Source organism: Gottfriedia luciferensis, from assembly GCF_001712755.1.
Lineage (GTDB): Bacteria > Bacillota > Bacilli > Bacillales > Bacillaceae_G > Gottfriedia > Gottfriedia luciferensis_B.
In genome coordinates, this window is record NZ_MDKC01000037.1 from 159,942 (window position 1) to 183,238 (window position 23,297).

A 23,297-nucleotide genomic window follows, 5' to 3' on the forward strand; every position below is an offset into this window, starting at 1 on the left:
CTTACCAAAATCGATCAGTAAGATGTTGCTTTTGTTTTAAACTATAAAATAATCTTCTTGATTGATGTAATTGGTGTTTCTTTATTTGTGCCATCAGCAAAATATAAATGTACTGGCCCATCTTCAAGGATTCTCTTGCCATTGTATGAAAATGCTAAATAACTTTCATATACAGTTTCAAAAGGTAATTTTATTAATTCATCTTCTGTTTCGATTGTAACTTCTGAATTACGATTTTTCGGATTACTATTATCTATAAAATATGAAAATGGCATTGCATACGATTCCTTAAGCCATTCTTTTTTTTGAGTAGCGTATAAAGGGCTATTATCAACCTTTGCACCTTCAACAATTTCACGATCCCAATGCTTTGAAACACTTTTCGTATATTGCTCAAGCTCATCAACCTTTTTCAAATCACCAGCTAACAAACTATCTAACTTAACCTTTCTTTCATCAAAAATCCAAACACTTGGATCAATCGTTAACGGAAACTCCACATTACCTGTTAATTGAAAAACATCACTCATACCAAAACCCCTTCTATGTACTAAGTCTAACTATAGTGTACGACTATTTTAAGTAAAAAGACAAACAATTGAACAATATAGGCACTTATTTTCATTTAATTTTTTTATGTTTTCAACTTTTTTATAGTGATTATCTAGAGCGTTCTTTTATTGTAGAAATTAGATTTTTATTTAAAATTACATCCTAACATAAGAAAACTCTAATAAATAAACTGTTGCAAAAATATAATTTTCTAAAATACATATTTGTAAAACTTTTGATTTAAGTTGATTTTTCCTAAAAAGAACTATAATATTAAATAGATAGCTTGTACGGAAGCGGAGGGAGAAAATTGAGGTCTGATGCTGTAACAGATTACAAAGACAAAGCATTTGAATTATTAAAAAAAGATGCTGAAAAAATATTAAAATTAATAAATGTGCAACTTGATCATTTAACGATGCCACAATGCCCTCTATATGAAGAGGTTTTAGATACTCAAATGTTTGGATTATCAAGGGAGATTGATTTTGCTTCTCGTTTAGGTTTAATTGAAGCAGAACAAGGAAGAGAACTTCTTTCTGAACTAGAGCGTCAACTTTCTGCTCTACATGAAGCGTTTACAGATCAAAAGAATAAATAATTATTTGCAACAAAAGTTCAAACAATAAATGTTTGAGCTTTTTTTTGTGAATTTTTTTAATTGTTATAAGTAATAAATCTATTAATCTATGTTACAATGTTTTTATTTAAAAAGGGAATTTAGCAAAATAGTTGAATACATAAAGTATAATTAATCAAAGCAGGGATGATTAAGTAATGTTAAAAAAATATTTGAAAAATATTGATTATATGATTTTTGTTCCATTATTAGTGTTGTGTTTATTTGGATTAATTATGGTGTATAGTGCAAGCTCACCATTACCATCCATTCGTTATCAAAGTGAACATTGGCCAAGTGACTATTTCTTTCATAAGCAATTAATTGCATTTGAAGTAGGGATGTTTGCATTTGTTTTTTTAATGTTTCTACCTGCAACTTTCTTTAGAAAAAGAATTGCCATGATATTAAATATAGGGGTAAGTATAGGATTACTTATTGCAGTTCTACTCTTTGGTGAAGTTAGAAATAATGCAAAAAGCTGGGTATTTGGAATTCAACCAGCTGAGTTAATCAAATTAGGGTCAATCGTTCTATTAGCAGGATGGTACTCCAAAAGACAAAAACGAATTACAAAGAACTGGAAAATGCTATTTGCTCCATGGAGCATAGTAGCTATTTATATCATTCTATTGAGATTACAACCGGATACAGGTACAGCTTTATTAATAATCGGTACTTGTGCTGTCGTTTCGTTTTGTAGTGGTTTTATTGTAAAGAGATTAATTCTCTTATTCGTTGGTGGCATTGGATTACTATATCCATTAATTAGTATTTGTATCAGTTTAGGGATCGGTTTAACAGATGTACAAGTTAATCGATTTTTAGCTTTCCGAAATCCTTTTGACTATGCACAAGGAATCGGATTTCAAATCGTAAATTCACTAATAGCATTTGCCAATGGTGGACTTACTGGAGTTGGATTAGGTAAAAGTATTCAAAAATTAGGTTATTTACCTGAACCTCATACCGACTTTATTCTAGCAATAATCGGTGAAGAAACAGGTTTAATAGGAGTAATTGTAGTTATTTTATGTATATTCATAATTGTTTGGCGTGGATTGTTAATAGCTCATCAATCAAAGGATTCTTTTGATTCATTATTAGCTACAGGGATTAGTGCAATCATCGTCATTCAATCATTTATAAATATTGGAGGAGTCACTTCGTTAATTCCACTTACGGGTGTTCCGTTACCTTTTGTTAGTTATGGAGGAACTTCATTAATCGTTATGCTTTCGATGGTTGGTATTTTAATGAATATTTCAATACGAAATAAGATTCATAAAGAAACTTTATAAAATCTTCAAAAATGCATTTTGAAAAAAGTTTATTCTTAATTTATTGATAATTATCTTTCATAAATACAGGAGGCTTACAAATGACTTACACGAAACAGATTAAAAAAGTTCTTGTTGCTAACCGAGGTGAAATTGCAATTCGAGTATTTCGAGCATGCACTGAGTTAGGAATTAGAACAGTTGGTATTTATTCTAAAGAAGATGAAGGGTCATATCACCGTTATAAAGCTGACGAAGCATATATAGTTGGAAAAGGTAAAAAGCCAATTGATGCTTATCTAGATATTGAAGGTATTATTGAAATTGCAAAGAAAAACGATGTAGATGCAATTCATCCAGGATATGGATTCTTATCAGAAAATATTAAATTTGCTCAAAGATGTGAAGAAGAGGGAATTATTTTTATCGGACCATATTCAAGACACTTAGATATTTTTGGAGATAAAATTAAAGCAAAGAAGCAAGCTCTTCAAGCTAATTTGCCAATCATTCCTGGGAGTAATGGTCCAGTAAACTCATTGGATGATGTAAAGGAATTTGGTGAAACTTATGGATTCCCGATTATTATTAAAGCTGCTCTAGGTGGTGGCGGTCGTGGAATGAGGATTGTCCGTACGAATGCAGGAGTAAAAGATGCATACGAGCGTGCTAAGTCTGAAGCAAAAGCTGCTTTTGGTAATGATGAAGTTTATGTTGAGAAGTTTATTGAAAATCCAAAGCATATTGAAGTTCAAATATTAGGGGATAACCAAGGGAATATCATTCATTTGTTTGAACGCGATTGTTCAATTCAAAGAAGACATCAAAAATTAGTTGAAGTTGCACCATGTACTTCGATTAGTGAAGATTTAAGAAATAGAATTTGCGACGCGGCTGTTCAATTGATGAAAGAAGTAGAATATGTTAACGCTGGTACAGTTGAATTTTTAGTTTCTGGTAATGATTTTTATTTTATTGAGGTTAATCCACGCGTACAGGTTGAACATACAATTACTGAAATGATTACAGGAATTGATATTGTTCAAACACAGATCTTAATTGCACAAGGTAATAGTTTACATAGTGATAAAGTAGGAATACCATTACAAGATGAGATTCCAAGAATTGGTTTTGCGATTCAAGCACGTGTTACAACGGAGGACCCACTAAATAATTTTATGCCTGATACAGGAAAAATTATGGCATATCGTTCAGGTGGAGGTTTTGGTGTAAGATTAGACACTGGTAACAGCTTCCAAGGTGCTGTTATTACACCTTACTATGATTCATTATTAGTAAAAGTTACAACTCATGCATTGACATTCGAAGGCGCAATTGCGAAGTTAAATCGAAATTTAAAAGAATTCCGTATCCGTGGGATTAAAACAAATATTCCATTTTTAGAAAATGTTACGACACACCCAGATTTCTTATCTGGTGAGTATAATACTTCATTTGTCGATTCATCTCCGGAATTATTTGTTTTTGCAAAAAGAAGAGACCGCGGAACAAAATTATTAAATTATATCGGGAATGTAACAGTGAATGGATTTCCAGGTATATCGGTTAAAGAAAAACCAGCTTATGATGATATTATCATTCCAAATGTAAATCATATAAAAAATGCTGAAAGTGGAACTAAACAATTACTAGATAAATTAGGTGCGGATGAATTTTCGAAGTGGTTAAAAAATCAACCGAATGTTTTATTTACAGATACAACGTTTAGGGATGCTCACCAATCACTGCTTGCAACGAGAATTCGTTCAAAAGACCTAATTACAGTAGCAGAACAAACTTCAAAATTATTACCTAACTTATTCTCTATGGAAATGTGGGGCGGAGCAACTTTCGATGTAGCTTACCGTTTCTTAAATGAAGATCCATGGGAAAGATTATTAAATTTAAGAGAACAAGTTCCAAATGTATTATTCCAAATGCTTTTACGTGGATCAAATGCAGTTGGATATAAAAATTACCCTGATAATCTTGTTAAAAAGTTTATTGAAGCATCGGCTCAAGCTGGAATCGATGTATTTAGAATATTTGATAGTCTAAATTGGATTAAAGGGATGGAAGTTGCAATAGATGCTGTAAGAGAGAGTGGAAAGCTTGCTGAGGCATCGATCTGTTACACAGGAGATATATTAGACCCAACTAGAACAAAATATAATCTAGCGTATTATAAAGAGCTTGCAAAGGATTTAGAATCGGCTGGTGCACATATTTTAGCTATTAAAGACATGGCAGGTCTATTAAAGCCTCAGGCTGCTTATACGTTAATTAGTGAATTGAAGGATACTGTAGATCTACCAATCCACTTACATACTCATGATACGAGTGGTAATGGTTTATACACATATGTAAAAGCAATAGAAGCTGGCGTAGATGTTGTAGACATCGCAATTGGAAGTATGTCTGGATTAACTTCTCAACCAAGTGCAAATAGTTTATATTATGCTCTAAAAGGTTCAAATAACGAGACAAACTTAAATATAAACGGCTTAGAGCAGTTATCAACATACTGGGAAGGCGTTCGTAAGTATTATAGTAGTTTTGAAAGTGGTATGGTTTCACCACATACAGAGGTTTATCAACATGAAATGCCAGGTGGTCAGTATTCTAACTTAAAACAACAAGCTAAAGGTGTTGGTTTAGGAGACCGATTTGAAGAAGTTAAGGATATGTATGGTAGGGTAAATCAACTATTTGGAGATGTCGTTAAAGTAACACCTTCTTCAAAAGTTGTTGGAGATATGGCTTTGTTTATGGTTCAAAATAATTTAGACGAAGATTCTGTATATGAAAAAGGAGAGCATATCGATTTTCCTGATTCAGTAATCGAATTTTTTGAAGGAAAATTGGGACAACCTCATGGAGGATTTCCAAAGAGTTTACAACGTATCATCTTAAAAGGCAGACAGCCATTAACTGAAAGAGCTGGTGAGTCATTAAAACCAATCGATTTTAAAGATGTTGAGGAGTATTTATTCAAGACGTTAAATCGCCAGGTTACTAATTTTGATATATTAGCTTATTGCCTATATCCTAAAGTATTTATTGACTATCAAAAAAATGTAGAAAGCTATGGAGACTTATCTGTACTTGATACACCTTCTTTCTTCCATGGAATGAGACTGGATGAAGAAATTAAAGTAGATATTGAACGAGGTAAAACACTGATTGTTAAACTTGTTTCGATTGGTCAAGCTCAACCTGACGGAACAAGAGTAATATACTTTGAATTAAATGGTCAGCCTCGAGAAATAGTGGTTAAAGATTACTCTATTAAATCTACTGTCGTTCAAAAAAGAAAAGGGGACACTAGTAATCCAAACCATATTAACGCAACAATGCCAGGTACTGTTTTAAATGTACTAGTTAAAAAGGGAGATGTAGTTGAAAAAGGTCAAACTTTAGCAATTACAGAAGCAATGAAAATGGAAACTACTGTCCAATCTCCATTTACTGGTGTCATAAGAGACATTCTAATTACATCAGGAGAGAGTATTTCTACAGGTGATTTACTAATAGAACTAGATCAAAGATAAAAAGTACAATGTATAGCGAAGTTAGAGAAGTTGCAGTAAAAGGACATCTCTTCTTCGCTTTAATTTTAAATGTAAAAAAAGGTATTTCTTCTACAATTAAGTGGAAGAAATACCTTTTTTATGAGATATTTTTATTTTGAAGTAACTCAGAATTTGAGCTTTTACTTCTTGTACAAACTAAACTTTGGAAACTAAATATTGCAAACAAGCATGAAATTAAAATGGCATGTGTTAATGCAACATAAATATTTAGGTTTGTAAAGACTATAACCGCTCCACAAATTACTTGAAGAGTAACAAGAATTAAAGATACAAACCATCCAAAATAAATGCCACGCTCATTACGATAGTATTTATAAGCATGTACAAAAGCAATAATTACCCAGACGAATAAAAGAAATGCAGCGAATCGATGCCCCATTTGAATCCATTCATGAACTTGTGTGGGAATACCGTTGTTTGCTTTACTACATAATGGCCAGCTAGGACAAGCTAAGCTAGCATTTTCGTGACGGACAAGAGCGCCAGTATAAACTACTAAGTATGAATAAATCCATAAACCGTAAGTATGAAATTTCATTCTTTTTCCGACATAAAAAGAATTTTTTTGATAATTGCGATCACGCTCGAAAATTAATAATGTTAACATGACTACAGCAGCAAAACAAATTAGAGAAATACCAAAATGAATTGCTTTTACAGCTGGGACTTGACCCCAAACAACCGCGGCTGCCCCAATTAATGCTTGAGCAACTAGAAAAATACAAGAAATGATTGCTAAAAACTTTGTTTCTCTTTTATGAGGAATGACAATCCAAGCAAGGACTGCTAATAATAAAACAAATATCCCAGCAAGGCCTGATGCTGCACGATGAGATAATTCAATGACAGTTTGAATAGTCAGATGATCAGGAATGATTTGACCTTTACAAAGAGGCCATGATCTTCCGCAACCGAGTCCAGAATTAGTCTTTGTTACGAGTGCACCACCCAATAAAACAATTAAAAGAATGAATGAGGTAATTAACGATACCCCTTTTAAAACACGTAGCAAGTATATCCACCCACTTTTATAAAATAATAATAATTTTAAAATTTAATTATTAAAAAAATTATTCTGTAAATAATACTTCTATATCATATAAGATTACGACATAAAATTCAAAGGTAACCTTCATATTTAGACATAATATTTGTTTTTTCTTAACTTTGAATGTATTCATTTTTGAAATATAGAAATAATTAATTTTATAATTAAATAGTATTTAGTATTGAAAAGATAGGCTGTTTACGTTAAAATTTTTTTGAAACGTACACAATTTGTTCATATATTTATCACAAAAATTTCATTGAATTTAGTTTAATAGAAGTATGTCTAAATTAAAAACTCATTATGAACCATTAAAAAATGGGTATGAAAAATGAAGTTTTGCAAAAAAAGAGGAGGATTGACTTGGAACAATTAGCTAATAATGTTTCTAATAACGAAGAAACTAATCATCCTTCTAGTTCACTAAAGAAAGATTTACTTTCTTTAATGAAAATAGGGATCGTAAACTCTAATATACTGACAACTTTTACAGGTATCTGGTTAGCAATCCAAATAAATGGATTAGATATATTAGATTATTTACCAAAAGCAATTATTACTGTAATTGGTTCATCACTTATTATTGCGGGATCATGTGTAATCAATAACTATATTGATCGTGATATTGATCCATATATGGAGAGAACGAAAAACAGACCGACTGTAACCGGTAATATTAAACCAAGCGTTACAATTTCGATTGGTATTCTTTTATTAATTGTGGGCTTTACTTTTATGGCTTTCACAACCTTAATGGCTGTTGTATATGCATTTATTGGTGCATTTACATATATCGTACTATACACTCTTTGGACGAAACGTAATTACACGTTAAACACAGTAGTAGGTAGTATATCTGGTGCAGCACCCCCATTAATTGGATGGGCAGCAATCGATGCGAATTTGCATCCAATTGCTTGGATGCTGTTTTTAATCATGTTTATATGGCAACCACCTCATTTCTTAGCACTTGCGATGAGACGTTCTGAAGAATACAAAAGAGCGGGAATTCCAATGCTACCAGTCGTTTACGGATTTGAAATGACGAAACGTCAAGTGATGATTTGGGTATTATGTTTATTACCACTGCCATTTTACATGCAAGCTCTAGGTTTACCATTTATTATTTTTGCAACAATATTGAATATTGGATGGGTTATTTTAGGATTATATTGTTATAAACAAAAGGATGATCAAAAGTTCTCTAAACTGATGTTTATATACTCCATAAACTATTTAACTCTTCTATTTATGTCAATGATTGTGTTTACAATTTCGTTTTAATTAGGGGTATTACGGGGGATTTTTTTATTGTTTGTTTAATCTTATTTTTAAATAAGAATGAAACACTTTAAATTGAAAGAGGGGGAAGTATACTTATGAAACATTGGCGATTAGTCTCGCTAATTTCCTTGATAGCAGTTATTTTGAGTGCATGTGGACATGCAAATCAATCTACACTGAATCCTCAAGGTGAAGTAGCAAAAATGCAATACGATCTTATGAAGCTAAGTACGTTGATCATGGTATTCGTTGTTGCTGTAGTAACAGTTCTTTTCCTTTACGTAATCGTGAAATATCGTCACCGTAAAGGTCAAGAGAATATTATTCCAAAGCAAGTAGAAGGTAATCATTTCTTAGAGCTTCTTTGGACAATTATTCCTGTTATTTTACTTATTATTTTAGCAGTACCAACAGTATCACAAACGTTTAAGCTTTCAGATGAGAAGCAAATAGCAAAAGATGAGAAGAAAAAAGATGCAATTGTTATTAATGTAAATGCTCATCTTTTCTGGTGGGAATTTGAGTATCCAAAACAAAAATTCATTACTTCTCAAGACATGTATATCCCAGTTGGTAAAAAAGTTATCTTAAACCTTAAAGGTCAAGATATCAAACACTCATTCTGGGTACCATCATTAGCAGGTAAGCTTGATACAAACGTTGAAGGCGAAAACAAAATGTGGCTTTCAGCGGATAAAGAAGGTACATATAATGGATTCTGTGCAGAGTTTTGTGGTCCTTCACATTCATTAATGCAATTTAAAGTTAAAGTTGTAAGTCAAGCCGATTACGATAAGTGGTTAGCTGATATGAAGAATCAGAAAGGTCAAGCTGTAACAGCAGATGCACAAGAAGGTGAAAAAATCTTCAAACAAAGCTGTATTGGTTGTCATGCTGCAGATGCAAATGATACAAGACCACCTGCTGCACGACTTGCTCCAAACTTAGCTAACTTCGGTGATCGTGATATGGTTGCTGGTATTGCTAAAAATAATGAAGCAAACATCAAAAAATGGTTAACAAATCCGGAAGCTATGAAGCCAGGAAACCTTATGACAGGTAAATATGGTGACTTATCAGCTGATCAGATTGATGCATTAACTGCATACTTAACTAGCTTAAAAATTGCAAAATAAATTAATGGATATGAAGCAAAGGGGGTAATACTGTGAGTTCTGTAGCGAAAAAGAAACCACTATTGTGGGACTACTTAACGACAGTCGACCATAAGAAAATTGCAATCCTGTATTTAATTGCAGGCGGATTCTTTTTCTTAGTTGGTGGGATGGAAGCGTTATTTATTCGTATACAATTAATTAAGCCAGACAACACATTTTTAGTTGGTGATGCTTATAACCAAGTATTAACAATGCATGGTACAACAATGATTTTCTTAGCGGCGATGCCGATGATCTTTGCATTTTTTAACGCGGTAGTACCTTTACAAATTGGTGCTCGTGACGTAGCTTTCCCGTTTTTAAATTCTTTAGGTTTCTGGTTATTCTTCGTTGGTGGAGTTTTCTTAAACCTAAGTTGGTTCTTAGGTGGAGCGCCTGACGCAGGTTGGACTTCATATGCGACACTAGCTCTACACAGTAAATCACATGGTGTAGACTTCTACTTATTAGGTCTACAAATTTCAGGTATTGGTACATTAGCAGGTGGTATTAACTTCTTAGCAACGATTATTAACATGCGTGCTCCAGGGTTAACATACATGCGTATGCCACTATTTACTTGGACAGTTTTTGTAACATCAGCACTTATTTTATTTGCGTTCCCGGCATTAACAATCGGGTTAGCGTTATTAATGTTTGACCGCCTATTTGGAACTGCATTCTTTGATGCATCTTTAGGTGGAAACTCAATGATCTTTGAACATTTATTCTGGATTTTCGGACATCCAGAGGTTTACATTCTTATATTACCGGCATTTGGTATCTTCTCAGATATCATTCCAGCATTTTCAAAGAAACGTTTATTCGGTTACTCTTCAATGGTATTCGCAACAGTTTTGATTGGTTTCTTAGGATTCATGGTATGGGCTCACCATATGTTTACAGACGGTCTTGGTGCAGTAGCAAATGCAATTTTCGCTGTTGCAACAATGGCAATTGCAGTTCCTACAGGGGTTAAAATCTTTAACTGGTTATTAACAATGTGGGGCGGACAAATTCGTTTTACAACACCAATGCTTTGGTCAGTTGCTTTTATTCCATCATTCGTTCTAGGTGGGGTAACTGGTATTATGAACGCTGCAGCTCCTGCTGACTATCAATTCCATGATAGTTATTTCGTAGTAGCTCACTTCCACTACGTAATCGTAGGTGGGGTAGTATTTGGTCTATTTGCCGGTGCACATTACTGGTGGCCAAAAATGTTTGGTAAAATCTTAAATGAAACATTAGGTAAAATTACATTCTTTTTATTCTTTATTGGTTTCCATTTAACATTCTTTATCCAACATTTCTTAGGTTTAATGGGTATGCCTCGTCGTTACTTTACATATTTACCTGGACAAGGCTTAGATACAGGAAACATGATCAGCTCAATCGGAGCAATGTTCATGGGTCTAGCTACAATCGTTATGTTAATCAACGTAGTTTATACAGCAATTAAAGGTAAGAAAGCTGCTGGAGATGCATGGGGTGTAGGTCGTACACTTGAGTGGTCAATTCCTTCTCCTGCACCAGAATATAACTTTGCTCAAATTCCATATGTACGTGGATTAGACGCTCTATGGGTAGAAAAAATAGAAGGAGACGGCAAAATGACACCTGCTGAACCACTAGGTGATATTCATATGCCAAACTCATCTATTTTACCGTTTGTTATGTCAGTTGGCTTATTTATTGCAGCATTTGGGGCATTGTATAATGACCAACTTAAGAATCACACTGCAGTTGGTGTTTTAATTCTTGGCTTAGTTATTACATTCGGTTCAATGTTCTTACGTTCTTGGATTGATGATCATGGATTCCATATCCATAAAGAAGACATAGCTGATGAGGGGGTTGAGGCATAATGGAAATGAATCAAAAATTTACAGCTGAAACGTTTCCTCATAACCCTGAAAAAGCTACAGAAGAAGGTAAAAATAAGTTCTTAGCATTCTGGCTATTTCTTGGTGGAGAAACTGTATTATTCGCATCATTATTTGGTACTTTCTTAGCTTTAAGAAACTCTACTGCTGGTGGAGCAAGTGCTGCAGAAATGTTCGAACCAAAATTAGTATTCATTGCTACAATGTTACTTTTAACATCATCTCTTACAAGTGTTTACGCTATGTACCACATGAAAAACTTTGAACACAAAAAGATGATGCTATGGTTAGGAATTACAGTTTTATTAGGTCTAGGATTTTTATTATTAGAAATTTACGAATTTAGACACTATATGCACGAATATCATTTTACAATTAAGAGTAGTGCATTTGGTTCTTCATTCTATACATTAGTAGGTACTCATGGTGCCCACGTATTTGTTGGTTTACTTTGGATCACTACTTTAATGCTTCGAAATGGTGGAAGAGGTTTAAATTTATACAACGCTCCGAAGTTTTATATTGCAAGTTTATACTGGCACTTCATTGACGTAGTATGGATTTTCATCTTTACAGTAGTATACTTAATGGGAATGGTGGGATAAGAAAATGGGTACAAATACAAACTCTCATCAAAGAAATCAAGTTGAAATAAAGTATCACAGACGTAAACATGCAGAAGAAATGAAACAGCAATTAATTTCATTTGCATTAATGATCGTTTTAACACTTGCATCATTCGCAGCAGTATTATACAGAGATAAAATGGACCCATACTTTACAGTACCATTTATTTTATTACTTGCTGTAGTACAATTAGTGTTCCAACTTTATTACTTCATGCACATGAAAAATAAAGGTCACAGCACACAAGCATTCTTCCTATATTCAGGACTTACAGTTGCTGTAATTACACTTTTAACATTCTTAACATTAATCTGGTTATGATGTAAAAGGGAAGTGAATTAAATTCACTTCCTTTTTTTATGTTTGTTTATGTACATTGTTGATAATTTGTGGGACTTACTTGCAGATTAGTTCAATAAGAAACATTGTATTGTAGAACTTTAAAAACACATTAAAAAAGGGTCTATTTTGCAGGAGATTTTTCTTTTATATCAAAATCCTAACATAAACGTAAAATTACAATAAGGTGGAATGATTTGATTGAAAAAAATTGAAGCACTAGAGTGGCTTAAGAGTAATAATAATCCATCAGCATTTGCGACTAATCGATTCGGTGAAACAATTAACGCTATTAATTTTGTCGAGAAACTTTATGAACTAGGTGCAGGAAAAGTGTGTGTAGTAGGTATTAGTGATGAAAAAGACCGTATTGAAGATGAAGGAGGACCCTATGCTGACTCCTTATTAGTTGAATTACCTGAGGATGACTTAAAACGTAATGATATTATAAAGTTCTATAAAAAAGAGATGGAAGAACAAGGGATCGTCGAAGGAGAAGGAATTTTAGAATGGAATGAAAGTAATTTAGATAATGGCATACTTGGTTTTGGGTGGTATTGATATAATGCCATTATTTGATAATTAATGTAACTAACGCATGAGTAGTTCAACGAGATTATATGTAAGAAAACAAGGCTAATTAAGAAAGAGCCTTGTTTGATTTTTGAAACCTTTATGTAATACCTTGCAAATGATATTAATTGATTGTATAAATCGTATAGTTTTTTTGTAAATTTGCCATTAGTAACTACAATTGAAGATTTTTAATGTTGCCAGTATGGAGAACTTATTTAGATTGAGAAAGCACATAATGAAAGTATTTTTGTGGTGTACCATAACGCTTGAGTTCTTGAATTAATTCTTCATCAGCTTGAGTAATAGTTCCTTTTTCTACTCCATTAGCATCTTGTATTGATACAGGAAGTAAACTTCCATCTTGGTAATCGAAGTTAATGATTTTTCCTAAACCTTCTCCTGTAATGCTTAATGTAACACCTTCATTTACCATAGCATAACCAACAATGTCATATTTTTTCTTAAACAATTCCTCTATCTCAGCTAATGCAACAAGATCTTCTTCGCCATCATTAAATACGTTATCCTTATCAAATTTTACCCAAATACCAACAGCTTCTTTTTCTGGCGCTCTATTTAAATCTTCATAATCAATTTTCGTTATCGTTCCAGAATGATAAATAGGTTCTTCCTCATTAATACAATAAATGTCACTTCTTTTAATAATTTCTACACGATCGCCTTCACTTACTGTTAAGTCTCTTTTTGTACCAAACCTATTGTAGTAAATCAATCATATTTCCTCCTAGTAAAATTTTTTAGACTTATAAATTATCCCCAAAACTACTAAAGAAATACTTAACGAGAATAATATATTTTCATTGATGTTCTCTTTGGGGTCAATCAATGAGCCAACTCAACTATGGAGATTTTTATCATTATCCGACAGAAGACTCCTTCCAGAATTACGTGAAGGTGTGATAACACCAGTAATAGGTGGGAGGTGAATGTCGGTTAGGCGTGATAAGTCTAAAGGCTTTTTTGCTGTCTGCTTCATATCTCAATGATCTGCTCAGTCTTAAGTAAAAGAAAGGTTCCCAAGAATCTCCCACTTCAAACAACCTGTAAGGGCGTTAAGTGGTGAGTAGTTCAATGGTATAAGAAAGTTCAGTGGAAGAAAACTATAAAGCCGAAATAATTTTAGAATGAGTACTAATTCGGTTATGGTTGAACAGTAAAATGGAAGGGATGATTCAAAGATGGATATGGAAATTCCTAATGATGAAGATATTGAAATGGAAGAAAAGGTTGAGCTAAGTGGTAGTATTGATAAATTAACAGAGCATGTAATTTGGGGTGCACAAGGTTTCATGGATATTCCTGATCAAGGTAAAACGTACAGAAAAAAATATTTAGGAAACCGATATCAATAAATCAAGAAATCGTTGACCGTGAAAAAGACGTGTAAGTTCAAAGACAGTCAAGTGATAATACTCTGTATTATTTCCATTAGATTTCATGAATAAATATTGATACATAACAAGCACATGCGTTATTGAAGTTCATATTACTCTTTATGCAATTAGCGCATTACGATACGATCATTCATAATTTAGGAGCTGATTGATTAATCAGCTCCTATTTCACAGTTCAAAAAAGCAATTCAACTAACTCTAAGCGGCTCTTTATTATCAGGAGGTTGGCTAGTTTTTGAGGAAGACTCTTTATTCAAAGCCAATAATAATATCATTCCAATAATACAAGCTGTACCAAGCCATTGGAAAAAACCAAAAGGTTCTTTTAACCAAAAGATTGTAGTTAAGACAGCAGCTAGAGGTTCGATACTTCCAAGCAGACTTGATTCCTTAGGTGGAAGGCTTTGTAAACTTTCGATATAGAACCAAAATGCTATCATTGAACCGAATATGATAATGAAGACTAAATATAAAATTGCTTCAAGCGTTAAGTTTTTATAGTCCATTTGCCAAGGTGGATGGACAAAACTCAATAAAAATCCACCGATAATCATAGCCCATCCGACAATGACAAGTGAGTCGTATTGCTTAAGCAACGGTATGGCAAATAAAGTATAAAATGCTAAAGCTACTCCAGATAATACACCCCAAGCGATTGCAAGTACTGGCACAGATAATTGCGAAATTGAGCCGTTTGTTAATAAGAGAAAACTTCCAATTAATGCTAGAGAAACAGTTAACAAATCTCTACTTGTTAGAGTGGTTTGTTTGCGTACAATTAAATAAAGGATAATCATTACAGGTGCTAAATACTGTAATAGTGTTGCAACAGCAGCGTTTCCATGTTTAATAGAAGCCATATATGTGTATTGAACGGCTAGCATCCCTAATACCCCGAAGATAATTAGTTGAATTGCGATCTTTCCATTTTTCCAAACCCCAAGGATCTGAGAACGGTCTTTTTTAAAATATTGAATGGCTAGGAGTAATAACCCAGCTATAAGCAAACGGGTAGTTACTAGCCAATCTACATCGATTTGATACTGTTGAAAAAGTTTTTTTGCGACTGTACCACCAATCCCCCAAAATACTGCTCCTATGATAACAAGAACTATTCCCTTACGTCTATTCATGATTTTAGTCTCCACCTTCAAATATAAAAATAGTGTTATAATAAGCTAAATGATAAGTGGAAAAATGCTAAAATAATACTCAAATCGAATGGAAAAATGTAAGGATATTGAGGTGGATATCGGGAAATGCAAATTAAAAACTTTATGGTTGATAAAAGTTTGAAAGAATTAACTAAACATCATACTGTTGTTTTGCCATTTGCATGTTATGAAACAACGATTAAGCAAAACATTAATAGTTATATACCACTTCATTGGCATGATGAATTTCAGTTTGTTCACGTTGTTAAAGGAGAAGCAATTTTTCAAATAAATGAAGAAAATATTTTTGTTCAAGAAGGGGAAGGGCTTTTTATAAATAGTGGTTGCCTGCATATGGCAAAAGATCGGAACGATTCAGATTGTACCTATATTTGCTTAAATGTTTCTCCAAGTTTCGTTTTGTCTCAAGAACTTTATACAACCTTTGTAAAGCCTTATTATCAGGCGACTAATATCCCATTTTTATTCCTAGATCCAAAGGAGCTATGGGCCAATAGCATTTTATGCTATATTTTGAAAATCAATGAGATGATCAAACAAAATTCACCATTCTATGAAATCGATGTCAGCTTACATCTCACATTAATTTGGAAGAATTTAATTATGAATGGGATTGAATTAGAGTATGAGCAGTCGGTAGTGGTAAAGAGTAACCGAATGAAGCAAATGTTAAATTGGATACACCTACATTTTTCTGAGAAAATACTATTAGACGACATTGCAAGAGCGGGTCAATTAAGCCGATCTGAGTGTTGTCGATATTTCAATCGTATTTTAAAAACAACTCCTTTAAACTATGTAACCGATTATCGAATACAAAAAAGTTTAATATTACTACAACAACCAGAATCGAATGTAACTGAAGTTGCCTTTCAAGTTGGATTTAACAGCACAAGTTACTTTATTGATAAATTCCGAAAGTCAATGAACTTGACACCATTAGCTTACAAAAAACTAAAAATTCCAGAACTCCTTTAAAGTAAAACACAAAACATCTTTCAGTTGAAAGTTGCTTAACTGTAGCAATATGGAGCGTTAGAACTCACAGATCATAATCATGACATAAACTCATCGTAATGATAGAGTAATATGAAAAAAGATACAAATAGGTGGTGGCATTTTTATGAAGCATCTTCTTCCTAGAATAGAAGATTTGTTGCAAAGAAATTTTTCTTTGTACTCTGATATGGAGTTCAATAAAGAAGCAGCGTATATATTTAAACAGCATCATAATGAAGTCTGGATGTTAACGATCAATGAGTATCTTCATTTTAAGAGTAGGAATATAAAAGAATTTGATTGGAAAAAAGCCAGCGTATTCAATGAAAAAGCTGTTATTCAAGATGTGATTCAAGAATTGCAAACATCAGATGTTGTAGTCATTATAGATGGAGAGGAAAAAATTAAGGGCTATATCAATTCTGCTGTTTTAGTTTCCAAAGTTTTTGAATCTTATCAATATTTAGAGGCCTATTTTCGAACGATGATTGATACAATGGATGGTTCGGTCTCGATTGTAGATGAAGCTGGAAAAACAGTTGTTTGGACTCATGGTGCTGAAAGGATTTTTTCAATTCCTAAAGAAGAAATTATAGGGAATAAAATGGAGGAATTTTTTCCGAAAGATATGTTATTGAATAAAGTTACAATGGATACAGGTCAATCCTTTCGTCATAAGCAGCATAAACCACGTGAGGATCTCTTTGTCATGATTAATAGCAGCCCAATCTTCATAAATGATCGAATTGTTGGTGCAGTTGCGGCTGAAACCGACATTACGAGCCAAGTGATAATGAATCAAGAACTTATGAATGCTTCCTCCAAAATCCTACAATTGCAGAAGGAGGTTTCAAGACTGCAATTGTCACACGATTCTTTTCAACAAATTAAAGGTTCCAGTCAATTGATGAAAGAAACAATTTCGTTATCAAAGAAAATGTCTGAAACGAGTGCAAATATTTTATTACTTGGTGAAACGGGGGTTGGGAAGGAAGTCTTTGCAAAAGCTATCCATTTTTATCGTGGATCATCTTCTCCATTTATTGCTGTAAACTGTGGTGCGATAACACCATCATTGTTTGAGAGTGAATTTTTTGGCTATGAAAAAGGAGCATTTTCTGGTGCAGATGTAAAAGGTAAAAAAGGAAAACTAGAGTTGGCGAACGGAGGAACACTTTTTCTGGATGAAATTGGGGACTTACCGTTGGATATGCAAGTGAAGTTACTTAGAGTTTTGCAAGATAAAACGTATTACCGCGTTGGTGGTACAAAGCAGCTAACAGCGGGGTGTCGAATCATTGCTGCTACAAATAAGGATTTAGAAGCAATGGTTGAAGCTAATACATTTCGTGAAGATCTTTATTATCGTCTTAACATTTTATCCATTACGATTCCCCCGTTAAGGGAACGAAAAGAAGACGTAATGGAGCTCCTTCATCAATTTATCTATGAGTTTTCTTTACTATATCATCGAACGATTAAAATAGTTGACCCTCAGGTAACTTCCGCCTTATTACAATACGATTGGCCTGGAAATGTAAGAGAGATGAGAAATGTTATTGAACGATTAGTATTACTGTCAGTAGAAGGAACCATCACTATAGGAGCTTTACCTCCAAAGTTGCTACAATCTACATTGTTACCTACTGTCAATGATGACTCCTTGCAAGATGATCTAAATGATTTTGAAAAAAATAAAATCATTGAAGCCATTCAAACAGAGGAAGGGAACAAGCAAGCAGCAGCAAAAAAACTAGGAATATCTCGAGCTACTTTATATAATAAAATGAAAAAATTAAAGATTGAGCTTTAAAACAAAAAGCCTTTTCGACTAAATTAGTCCAGACGAGCGAAAAAACTCCTGGGCTGATTTAGAACATAGAAATCAAATGTTTAAGCAGTTATCTCCCATTATTTCTCCTCAATCCATAAGTAGCAACTTTTAAATAATCATACTACATATGTCATATTCCACCGTTCTGTCAAATCACTACTGTCTATACATTTAGACACAAAACGTTTAACAGTGTCTAAAAATCTTTACACTTTTTCCTAAACAATCCTCTGAAATAATAGAATATAAAAATGGCACAGAACTTGCATTAATACTTCATGTCTAATTAAAACCATTAAAGGGGAAATGATCATGAATTATCGAATGCAAGAATTACAAACATTTTTACAAAAACAAAGTATTCCAGGTGGCTTGGTCACATCACGCCAAAATATTTTTTATTTATCGAATTTTGATTACAATCCGCACGAACGATTTGTAGGTATTTTTGTCTTCCCAAATGATGAACCCATTTTTATTACACCAGCAATGGAAGTTCAAATGATAAAGGAAGCAGGCTGGAAACATCAAATCCTAAGTTACACAGATTCCGATCAACCGTGGGCACTTGTTGGTCACTTGATAGAAAGCAGAAACAAAATGAATCAATTTGCGGTTGAGAAAGATGATATCTCCTATTCTTACATTGAAAAACTGCAACAGATCTTTGGTGAAGTAGAGTTTGCATCACTAGATTCGATACTTACTGAAATGCGATTAGTAAAAGATGCTGATGAAATTGAAATATTACGTGAAGCCGCCGCTTTTGCTGATTACGGGGTACAAGTGGGTATTGATGCATTAAAAGAAGGAATCACAGAACTTGAAGTGCTAGGGAAAATTGAATTTGAATTAAAGAAAAAAGGGATTAAAGAAATGTCATTCCCTCCCATTGTTTTGTTTGGGCAAAATGCAAGTAATCCACATGGAGCTTCAGGTGACAATAAGTTAAAAAAAGGAGATACTGCGCTATTTGATTTAGGTGTGAAATATAAGGGATATTGCTCTGATATCACAAGAACAATCATGTATGGTAATCCTGGTAGCGAACTCGTTAAAATCTACAATACAGTTTTACAGGCCAATCTTGCTGGGGTGGAAGCTTCTCAACCTGGAACAAGAATTGGTGATGTTGATCTTTCAGGAAGACGTGTCATTCAAGCAGCTGGCTACGGTGATTTTTTTCCACATCGAATCGGTCATGGTCTAGGTATTGAAATTCACGAGGCACCATCTATAAATGAAGTAAATGAAGGCTTATTGAAATCAGGAATGGTCATCACTATTGAACCTGGCATTTATCTTAATAGTCTTGGTGGTGTTCGTATCGAAGACGATGTTGTCATTTCAGATTACGGTTGTGAAGTTTTAACGAAATTTCCAAAAGAATTAATGATTGTAGGAGTGAGCGATGATGAACAGAATTGAGAAAATACAGAAACAGCTATTAGATAACAATGTCGATGCAATATTAATTACAAAGAGTGAAAATCGCAGATATACGACAGGTTTTACAGGATCTGCAGGTATGGTGCTAATTTCAAAAAATGCTGCTACTTTTATCACTGACTTCCGCTATGCTCAACAGGCACAAAATGAAGTGAAAAACGCTAAGATTATTGTCCATAACGGTAATATAGAAAAAGAAGTTGCCAATGAAATCGACTGTCAAGGTCTTAAAAGGGTAGCTGTTGAGGCAAATTCCATGACATTAAAAACGTACTCCACACTTCAAGAGTATGGAAATGTACAATGGACCCAATTGGAAAATATCGTTGAAAAGGTTAGAGAAATTAAAGAGTCGTTAGAATTAGAATTAATGAGAACGGCAGCCAGCATCGCAGATAAAGCGTTTGAATATATTTTGAATGTCATTAAACCAGGGATTTCGGAATTAGAATTACGTGATGAGCTGGAATTCTACATGCGTAAACAAGGTGCAACCTCATCATCTTTTAATACTATTATTGCTTCTGGAAAGAGGGCTGCCCTACCGCATGGAGTAGCTTCCGAAAAATTGATCGAGCATGGAGACATGGTTACCCTTGATTTTGGGGCATTGTATAATGGCTATTGCTCTGATATTACGAGAACAATCGCCGTCGGAAGTTGCTCGGATGAGTTCCGTAAAATTTATCACATTGTATTAGAAGCTCTAAAACGTGGAACAGAAGGGATTCGATCTGGTGAAAAAGCGAAAACGATTGACGATTTAACGAGAGACTATATTTTAGAAAAAGGCTTCGGAAATCGTTTCGGACATTCAACAGGTCATGGTTTAGGTATGGAAGTTCACGAACCAATCCGACTTTCTGATAAAAGTGTAGAAATTCTTCAAACTGGTATGGTTGTTACCGTTGAACCAGGAATTTATATTCCAGGATGGGGTGGCTGCCGAATTGAAGACGATATTGTAGTATTAGAGAATGGTTATGAAATTATTACTCATTCTCCTAAGCACTTAATAATATTATAAAAAAAATATTGAACTGGTCATCTAATGCATTTTAAAAAAGATGACCTTTCTTTTGAATGGGGGAGTATTCGATATGAATGAAATCATTTTATATATCATGACCGGATTTATGGTCTTAGGGGCAATCGATTATTTGATGGGTAATCGGTATGGACTCGGGCAAAAATTTAAGGAAGCCTTCCAATCCATGGGACCCCTTGCCCTTTCAATGGTTGGTATGATCTCACTATCACCTGTATTAGCAAAATGGTTAACACCGATTGTATCCCCTGTCTACCAATTTCTTGGAGCAGATCCATCAATGTTCTCATCCACGTTTTTAGCACTTGACATGGGCGGTTACTCATTAGCAAATGAAATGGCTCAATCAAGTGATGCAGCTCTTTTTTCTTGGGTGTTTTTAGGAACAATGATGGGGCCAACTATTGTTTTTACCATTCCAGTTGCTTTAAGCATCGTCCATAAAAATGATCATCCCTTTTTTGCTAAAGGAATTTTAATTGGGCTTATGACCATTCCATTTGGCTGCTTAGCGGGTGGATTTGTTGCAGGATTTGGTTTTATATGGATGCTGAAAAATTTGATTCCTTCTATTTTGATTTCTGTCATGATTGGCATTGGCATGCTTTTGGCTCAATCGGTGATGATTCGTGGGTTTAAATGGTTTGGAAAAGGAATTGAAATTGTTATTATCATTGGTCTTGTTTCGATGATCATTCAAACTTTAACAGGTATCGTTATTATTCCAGGTATGATGCCGCTTTCGGAAGGCTTTGTAACAGTTGGAAAAATAACGATCATACTTGCCGGTGCCTTTCCATTTGTTTTTGTGCTTGTAAAAGTATTACAGAAGCCATTTGCATTACTTGGAAATAAGCTAGGTATGAATCAACAGGCATTAGGTGGATTCATTGCTTCCTTCGCCCATCACATTCCTATGTTTGCGACAATGCATGAGATGGATGATCGTGGGAAAGTCATAAATACTGCATTTGCCGTAAGCGGCGCATTTGTTTTCGGAAGTCACTTAGGATTTGTAGCGGGTGTGGAGAAGAACTTTGTTATTCCAATGATTGTCGGTAAACTGACCGCTGGTTTTTTGGCTGCTGCATTGGCTTTTTTAGTATCAAAACGTGGAGTAAAATGAATTATGAATAATAGAGATGTAGATTTGAATTTTAAAGGTTTAACTCATTTTGGAAAAGCAGGATGCCATATGCCCCCACAGAAAGTGTGCATCCTAGATTTTCATTCACTATAAATACCAATCATTTAAGAATGAATAACGTTTTCAAATCGTATTTTAATTTGAATAAACCGTTATTACTGTTATATAATTTAGTAGTATAATAGTTTGGATAATTTCATTAAATATTATATGATAGAAGTAATGTTTAAATTTTTTTTGTCTTTGTGAAGTTTTTGGTTAAAGTTCTAAATCTACTTTATATTTACATCGTCCAATATTATTTAAACATTAGGTAAAAATAATAAGTGTGAATAGAATAATTAAAGGGTGTGCATTCATGATTAGCTTAGGGATGTTCGGGTTTAAAGCACTTTGGAGTCCATATTTATTTGTGTTTTTAGTTTTAGTGATTTTAGCTTATTTTTACATAATTAATAAATTTAAAGATAAAAACCATGTTACTGAGACTAAACAAAAGGTGTATTTCGTAATTGGAATATTGTTAGTTTACACCGCACAAGGCAGTCCAATCGATTTAATTGGTCATATCATTTTTAGTGCACATATGACTGAAATGGCAGTATTATACTTAGTTGCACCGATCTTTCTTATTAATGGTATTCCAGATTGGTTATGGAGAAACATACTTAAACCAAAATTCGTTAATTCGTTTTTTACTTTTGCTACAAAACCATTAATTGCTTTACTTATTTTTAATGTAGTATTTTCGATTTACCATTATCCATTAGTATTTGATACTGTAAAAACGAATAATGTCTATCATTTCTTATTTACAAATATATTATTTTTCATGGCAGTATTTATGTGGTTTCCTGTTATTAATAACTTACCTGAGAGACAAACACTTTCTGATATCCAAAAAATCGGTTATATGTTTGGAAATGGTATTTTATTAACACCAGCATGTGCACTTATTATTTTTGCAGGACATCCATTTTACGCGACTTATAATGATCCAGTATTATGGAGTAAAGCGATGGAACTTTGTGTATCGCCAGATTTATTAAAATCGCTAAATATTTCAGGCCCAGAAGTATTTAACTTTATGTCAGCAAGGGAAGATCAGCAGGTTGGCGGAGTTATCATGAAAATTATCCAGGAAATAGTTTATGGATCTGTTATTGGTTATAATTTTTTCAAATGGGCTAAAAGAGAACAAAATGGAAATAAAATTGATCCAATCAGTAGTAATCCGTTATTGCTTAAAAAATCGTAGGGGTGGAAATT

20 protein-coding genes are annotated in these 23,297 nt (G+C 33.6%); 16 read left to right on the plus strand and 4 right to left on the minus strand.

Annotation, left to right across the window (positions count from 1 at the left end):
* Positions 1 to 41: 41 nt before the first annotated feature.
* Positions 42 to 530 carry a hypothetical protein gene (locus BED47_RS22570; protein ID WP_069035557.1) on the minus strand — a complete coding sequence of 163 codons (489 nt, stop codon included), beginning with the start codon at positions 528 to 530 and terminating at the stop codon, positions 42 to 44.
* A gap of 332 nt (positions 531 to 862) precedes the next feature.
* Here BED47_RS22570 and BED47_RS22575 point away from each other — a divergent pair, with 332 nt between their 5' ends.
* The 3 genes from BED47_RS22575 to pyc all read left to right on the plus strand — a co-directional run bounded on the left by BED47_RS22575 (position 863) and on the right by pyc (position 6,002).
* Entirely contained in the window at positions 863 to 1,153 is a 291-nt protein-coding gene (locus tag BED47_RS22575; RefSeq protein WP_069035558.1) for a YlaN family protein, read from the plus strand.
* Between the two features lie 176 nt (positions 1,154 to 1,329).
* Positions 1,330 to 2,472, plus strand: coding sequence for an FtsW/RodA/SpoVE family cell cycle protein (locus BED47_RS22580; protein WP_069035559.1), 1,143 nt, complete (start codon positions 1,330 to 1,332; stop codon positions 2,470 to 2,472).
* An 80-nt stretch (positions 2,473 to 2,552) separates the two neighbouring features.
* The gene (gene pyc / locus BED47_RS22585; RefSeq protein WP_069035560.1) at positions 2,553 to 6,002 is read left to right on the plus strand and encodes a pyruvate carboxylase; all 3,450 of its coding nucleotides are present in this window, start codon (positions 2,553 to 2,555) and stop codon (positions 6,000 to 6,002) included.
* Between the two features lie 118 nt (positions 6,003 to 6,120).
* Here the strand turns inward: pyc and BED47_RS22590 are convergent, their stop codons facing one another.
* Positions 6,121 to 7,056, minus strand: a complete 936-nt coding sequence (locus BED47_RS22590; RefSeq protein WP_069035561.1) for a COX15/CtaA family protein — start codon at positions 7,054 to 7,056, stop codon at positions 6,121 to 6,123.
* Positions 7,057 to 7,416: 360 nt separating this feature from the next.
* Between BED47_RS22590 and cyoE the strand changes: the two genes are divergently transcribed.
* From cyoE to BED47_RS22620, 6 genes are all read left to right on the plus strand, one after another.
* Positions 7,417 to 8,376 carry a heme o synthase gene (gene cyoE, locus BED47_RS22595; protein WP_084007051.1) on the plus strand — a complete coding sequence of 320 codons (960 nt, stop codon included), beginning with the start codon at positions 7,417 to 7,419 and terminating at the stop codon, positions 8,374 to 8,376.
* Between the two features lie 95 nt (positions 8,377 to 8,471).
* Positions 8,472 to 9,512, plus strand: coding sequence for a cytochrome c oxidase subunit II (gene coxB, locus BED47_RS22600; RefSeq protein WP_069035562.1), 1,041 nt, complete (start codon positions 8,472 to 8,474; stop codon positions 9,510 to 9,512).
* Between the two features lie 32 nt (positions 9,513 to 9,544).
* The gene (gene ctaD / locus BED47_RS22605; RefSeq protein ID WP_069035563.1) at positions 9,545 to 11,401 is read left to right on the plus strand and encodes a cytochrome c oxidase subunit I; all 1,857 of its coding nucleotides are present in this window, start codon (positions 9,545 to 9,547) and stop codon (positions 11,399 to 11,401) included.
* Positions 11,401 to 12,024, plus strand: coding sequence for a cytochrome (ubi)quinol oxidase subunit III (locus tag BED47_RS22610; protein WP_069035564.1), 624 nt, complete (start codon positions 11,401 to 11,403; stop codon positions 12,022 to 12,024). Before ctaD ends, BED47_RS22610 begins: the two co-directional genes overlap by 1 nt.
* Positions 12,025 to 12,028: 4 nt before the next feature.
* On the plus strand, positions 12,029 to 12,367 hold the full coding sequence (gene ctaF / locus BED47_RS22615) for a cytochrome c oxidase subunit IVB (protein ID WP_069035565.1): 339 nt from the start codon (positions 12,029 to 12,031) through the stop codon (positions 12,365 to 12,367).
* Between the two features lie 219 nt (positions 12,368 to 12,586).
* Positions 12,587 to 12,946 (plus strand): hypothetical protein, encoded by a 360-nt coding sequence (locus tag BED47_RS22620; protein WP_069035566.1) that lies wholly within the window; start codon positions 12,587 to 12,589, stop codon positions 12,944 to 12,946.
* A gap of 226 nt (positions 12,947 to 13,172) precedes the next feature.
* Here BED47_RS22620 and BED47_RS22625 read toward each other — a convergent pair whose 3' ends face one another.
* A complete protein-coding gene (locus BED47_RS22625; protein ID WP_069035567.1) occupies positions 13,173 to 13,694 on the minus strand; it encodes a hypothetical protein in 522 nt (173 codons plus the stop codon).
* A 466-nt stretch (positions 13,695 to 14,160) separates the two neighbouring features.
* On the opposite strand from BED47_RS22625, the gene BED47_RS23865 reads away from it, so the two are divergent.
* A complete protein-coding gene (locus tag BED47_RS23865; protein WP_175403541.1) occupies positions 14,161 to 14,334 on the plus strand; it encodes a hypothetical protein in 174 nt (57 codons plus the stop codon).
* A 230-nt stretch (positions 14,335 to 14,564) separates the two neighbouring features.
* Here BED47_RS23865 and BED47_RS22630 read toward each other — a convergent pair whose 3' ends face one another.
* Positions 14,565 to 15,509: an EamA family transporter gene (locus tag BED47_RS22630; protein ID WP_069035568.1), complete on the minus strand. Its 945-nt coding sequence runs from the start codon at positions 15,507 to 15,509 to the stop codon at positions 14,565 to 14,567.
* A 126-nt stretch (positions 15,510 to 15,635) separates the two neighbouring features.
* Here BED47_RS22630 and BED47_RS22635 point away from each other — a divergent pair, with 126 nt between their 5' ends.
* From BED47_RS22635 to ctaG, 6 genes are all read left to right on the plus strand, one after another.
* The gene (locus BED47_RS22635) at positions 15,636 to 16,529 is read left to right on the plus strand and encodes an AraC family transcriptional regulator (RefSeq protein WP_069035569.1); all 894 of its coding nucleotides are present in this window, start codon (positions 15,636 to 15,638) and stop codon (positions 16,527 to 16,529) included.
* A 145-nt stretch (positions 16,530 to 16,674) separates the two neighbouring features.
* Positions 16,675 to 18,363 (plus strand): sigma-54 interaction domain-containing protein, encoded by a 1,689-nt coding sequence (locus BED47_RS22640; RefSeq protein ID WP_069035570.1) that lies wholly within the window; start codon positions 16,675 to 16,677, stop codon positions 18,361 to 18,363.
* Between the two features lie 333 nt (positions 18,364 to 18,696).
* Positions 18,697 to 19,812, plus strand: a complete 1,116-nt coding sequence (locus BED47_RS22645) for a M24 family metallopeptidase (protein ID WP_069035571.1) — start codon at positions 18,697 to 18,699, stop codon at positions 19,810 to 19,812.
* A complete protein-coding gene (locus BED47_RS22650) occupies positions 19,796 to 20,860 on the plus strand; it encodes a M24 family metallopeptidase (RefSeq protein ID WP_069035572.1) in 1,065 nt (354 codons plus the stop codon). The genes BED47_RS22645 and BED47_RS22650 overlap by 17 nt, the downstream gene beginning before the upstream one ends.
* Before the next feature lie 73 nt (positions 20,861 to 20,933).
* Positions 20,934 to 22,007, plus strand: coding sequence for an ethanolamine utilization protein EutH (eutH, locus tag BED47_RS22655; RefSeq protein ID WP_069035573.1), 1,074 nt, complete (start codon positions 20,934 to 20,936; stop codon positions 22,005 to 22,007).
* Positions 22,008 to 22,386: 379 nt separating this feature from the next.
* The gene (ctaG, locus tag BED47_RS22660) at positions 22,387 to 23,286 is read left to right on the plus strand and encodes a cytochrome c oxidase assembly factor CtaG (RefSeq protein ID WP_069035574.1); all 900 of its coding nucleotides are present in this window, start codon (positions 22,387 to 22,389) and stop codon (positions 23,284 to 23,286) included.
* Positions 23,287 to 23,297 lie beyond the last annotated feature (11 nt).

What these genes read in the sequence shown, in the direction of transcription:
- BED47_RS23865 (WP_175403541.1), top strand. Translation starts at nt 14,161, where the DNA reads ATGGATATGGAAATTCCTAATGATGAAGATATTGAAATGGAAGAAAAG.
- ctaG (WP_069035574.1), top strand. Translation starts at nt 22,387, where the DNA reads ATGATTAGCTTAGGGATGTTCGGGTTTAAAGCACTTTGGAGTCCATAT.
- BED47_RS22570 (WP_069035557.1), bottom strand. Translation starts at nt 530, where the DNA reads ATGAGTGATGTTTTTCAATTAACAGGTAATGTGGAGTTTCCGTTAACG.
- coxB (WP_069035562.1), top strand. Translation starts at nt 8,472, where the DNA reads ATGAAACATTGGCGATTAGTCTCGCTAATTTCCTTGATAGCAGTTATT.
- cyoE (WP_084007051.1), top strand. Translation starts at nt 7,417, where the DNA reads ATGAAAAATGAAGTTTTGCAAAAAAAGAGGAGGATTGACTTGGAACAA.
- pyc (WP_069035560.1), top strand. Translation starts at nt 2,553, where the DNA reads ATGACTTACACGAAACAGATTAAAAAAGTTCTTGTTGCTAACCGAGGT.
- BED47_RS22580 (WP_069035559.1), top strand. Translation starts at nt 1,330, where the DNA reads ATGTTAAAAAAATATTTGAAAAATATTGATTATATGATTTTTGTTCCA.
- BED47_RS22645 (WP_069035571.1), top strand. Translation starts at nt 18,697, where the DNA reads ATGAATTATCGAATGCAAGAATTACAAACATTTTTACAAAAACAAAGT.
- BED47_RS22635 (WP_069035569.1), top strand. Translation starts at nt 15,636, where the DNA reads ATGCAAATTAAAAACTTTATGGTTGATAAAAGTTTGAAAGAATTAACT.
- BED47_RS22650 (WP_069035572.1), top strand. Translation starts at nt 19,796, where the DNA reads ATGATGAACAGAATTGAGAAAATACAGAAACAGCTATTAGATAACAAT.
- BED47_RS22630 (WP_069035568.1), bottom strand. Translation starts at nt 15,509, where the DNA reads ATGAATAGACGTAAGGGAATAGTTCTTGTTATCATAGGAGCAGTATTT.
- eutH (WP_069035573.1), top strand. Translation starts at nt 20,934, where the DNA reads ATGAATGAAATCATTTTATATATCATGACCGGATTTATGGTCTTAGGG.
- BED47_RS22610 (WP_069035564.1), top strand. Translation starts at nt 11,401, where the DNA reads ATGGAAATGAATCAAAAATTTACAGCTGAAACGTTTCCTCATAACCCT.
- BED47_RS22640 (WP_069035570.1), top strand. Translation starts at nt 16,675, where the DNA reads ATGAAGCATCTTCTTCCTAGAATAGAAGATTTGTTGCAAAGAAATTTT.
- ctaF (WP_069035565.1), top strand. Translation starts at nt 12,029, where the DNA reads ATGGGTACAAATACAAACTCTCATCAAAGAAATCAAGTTGAAATAAAG.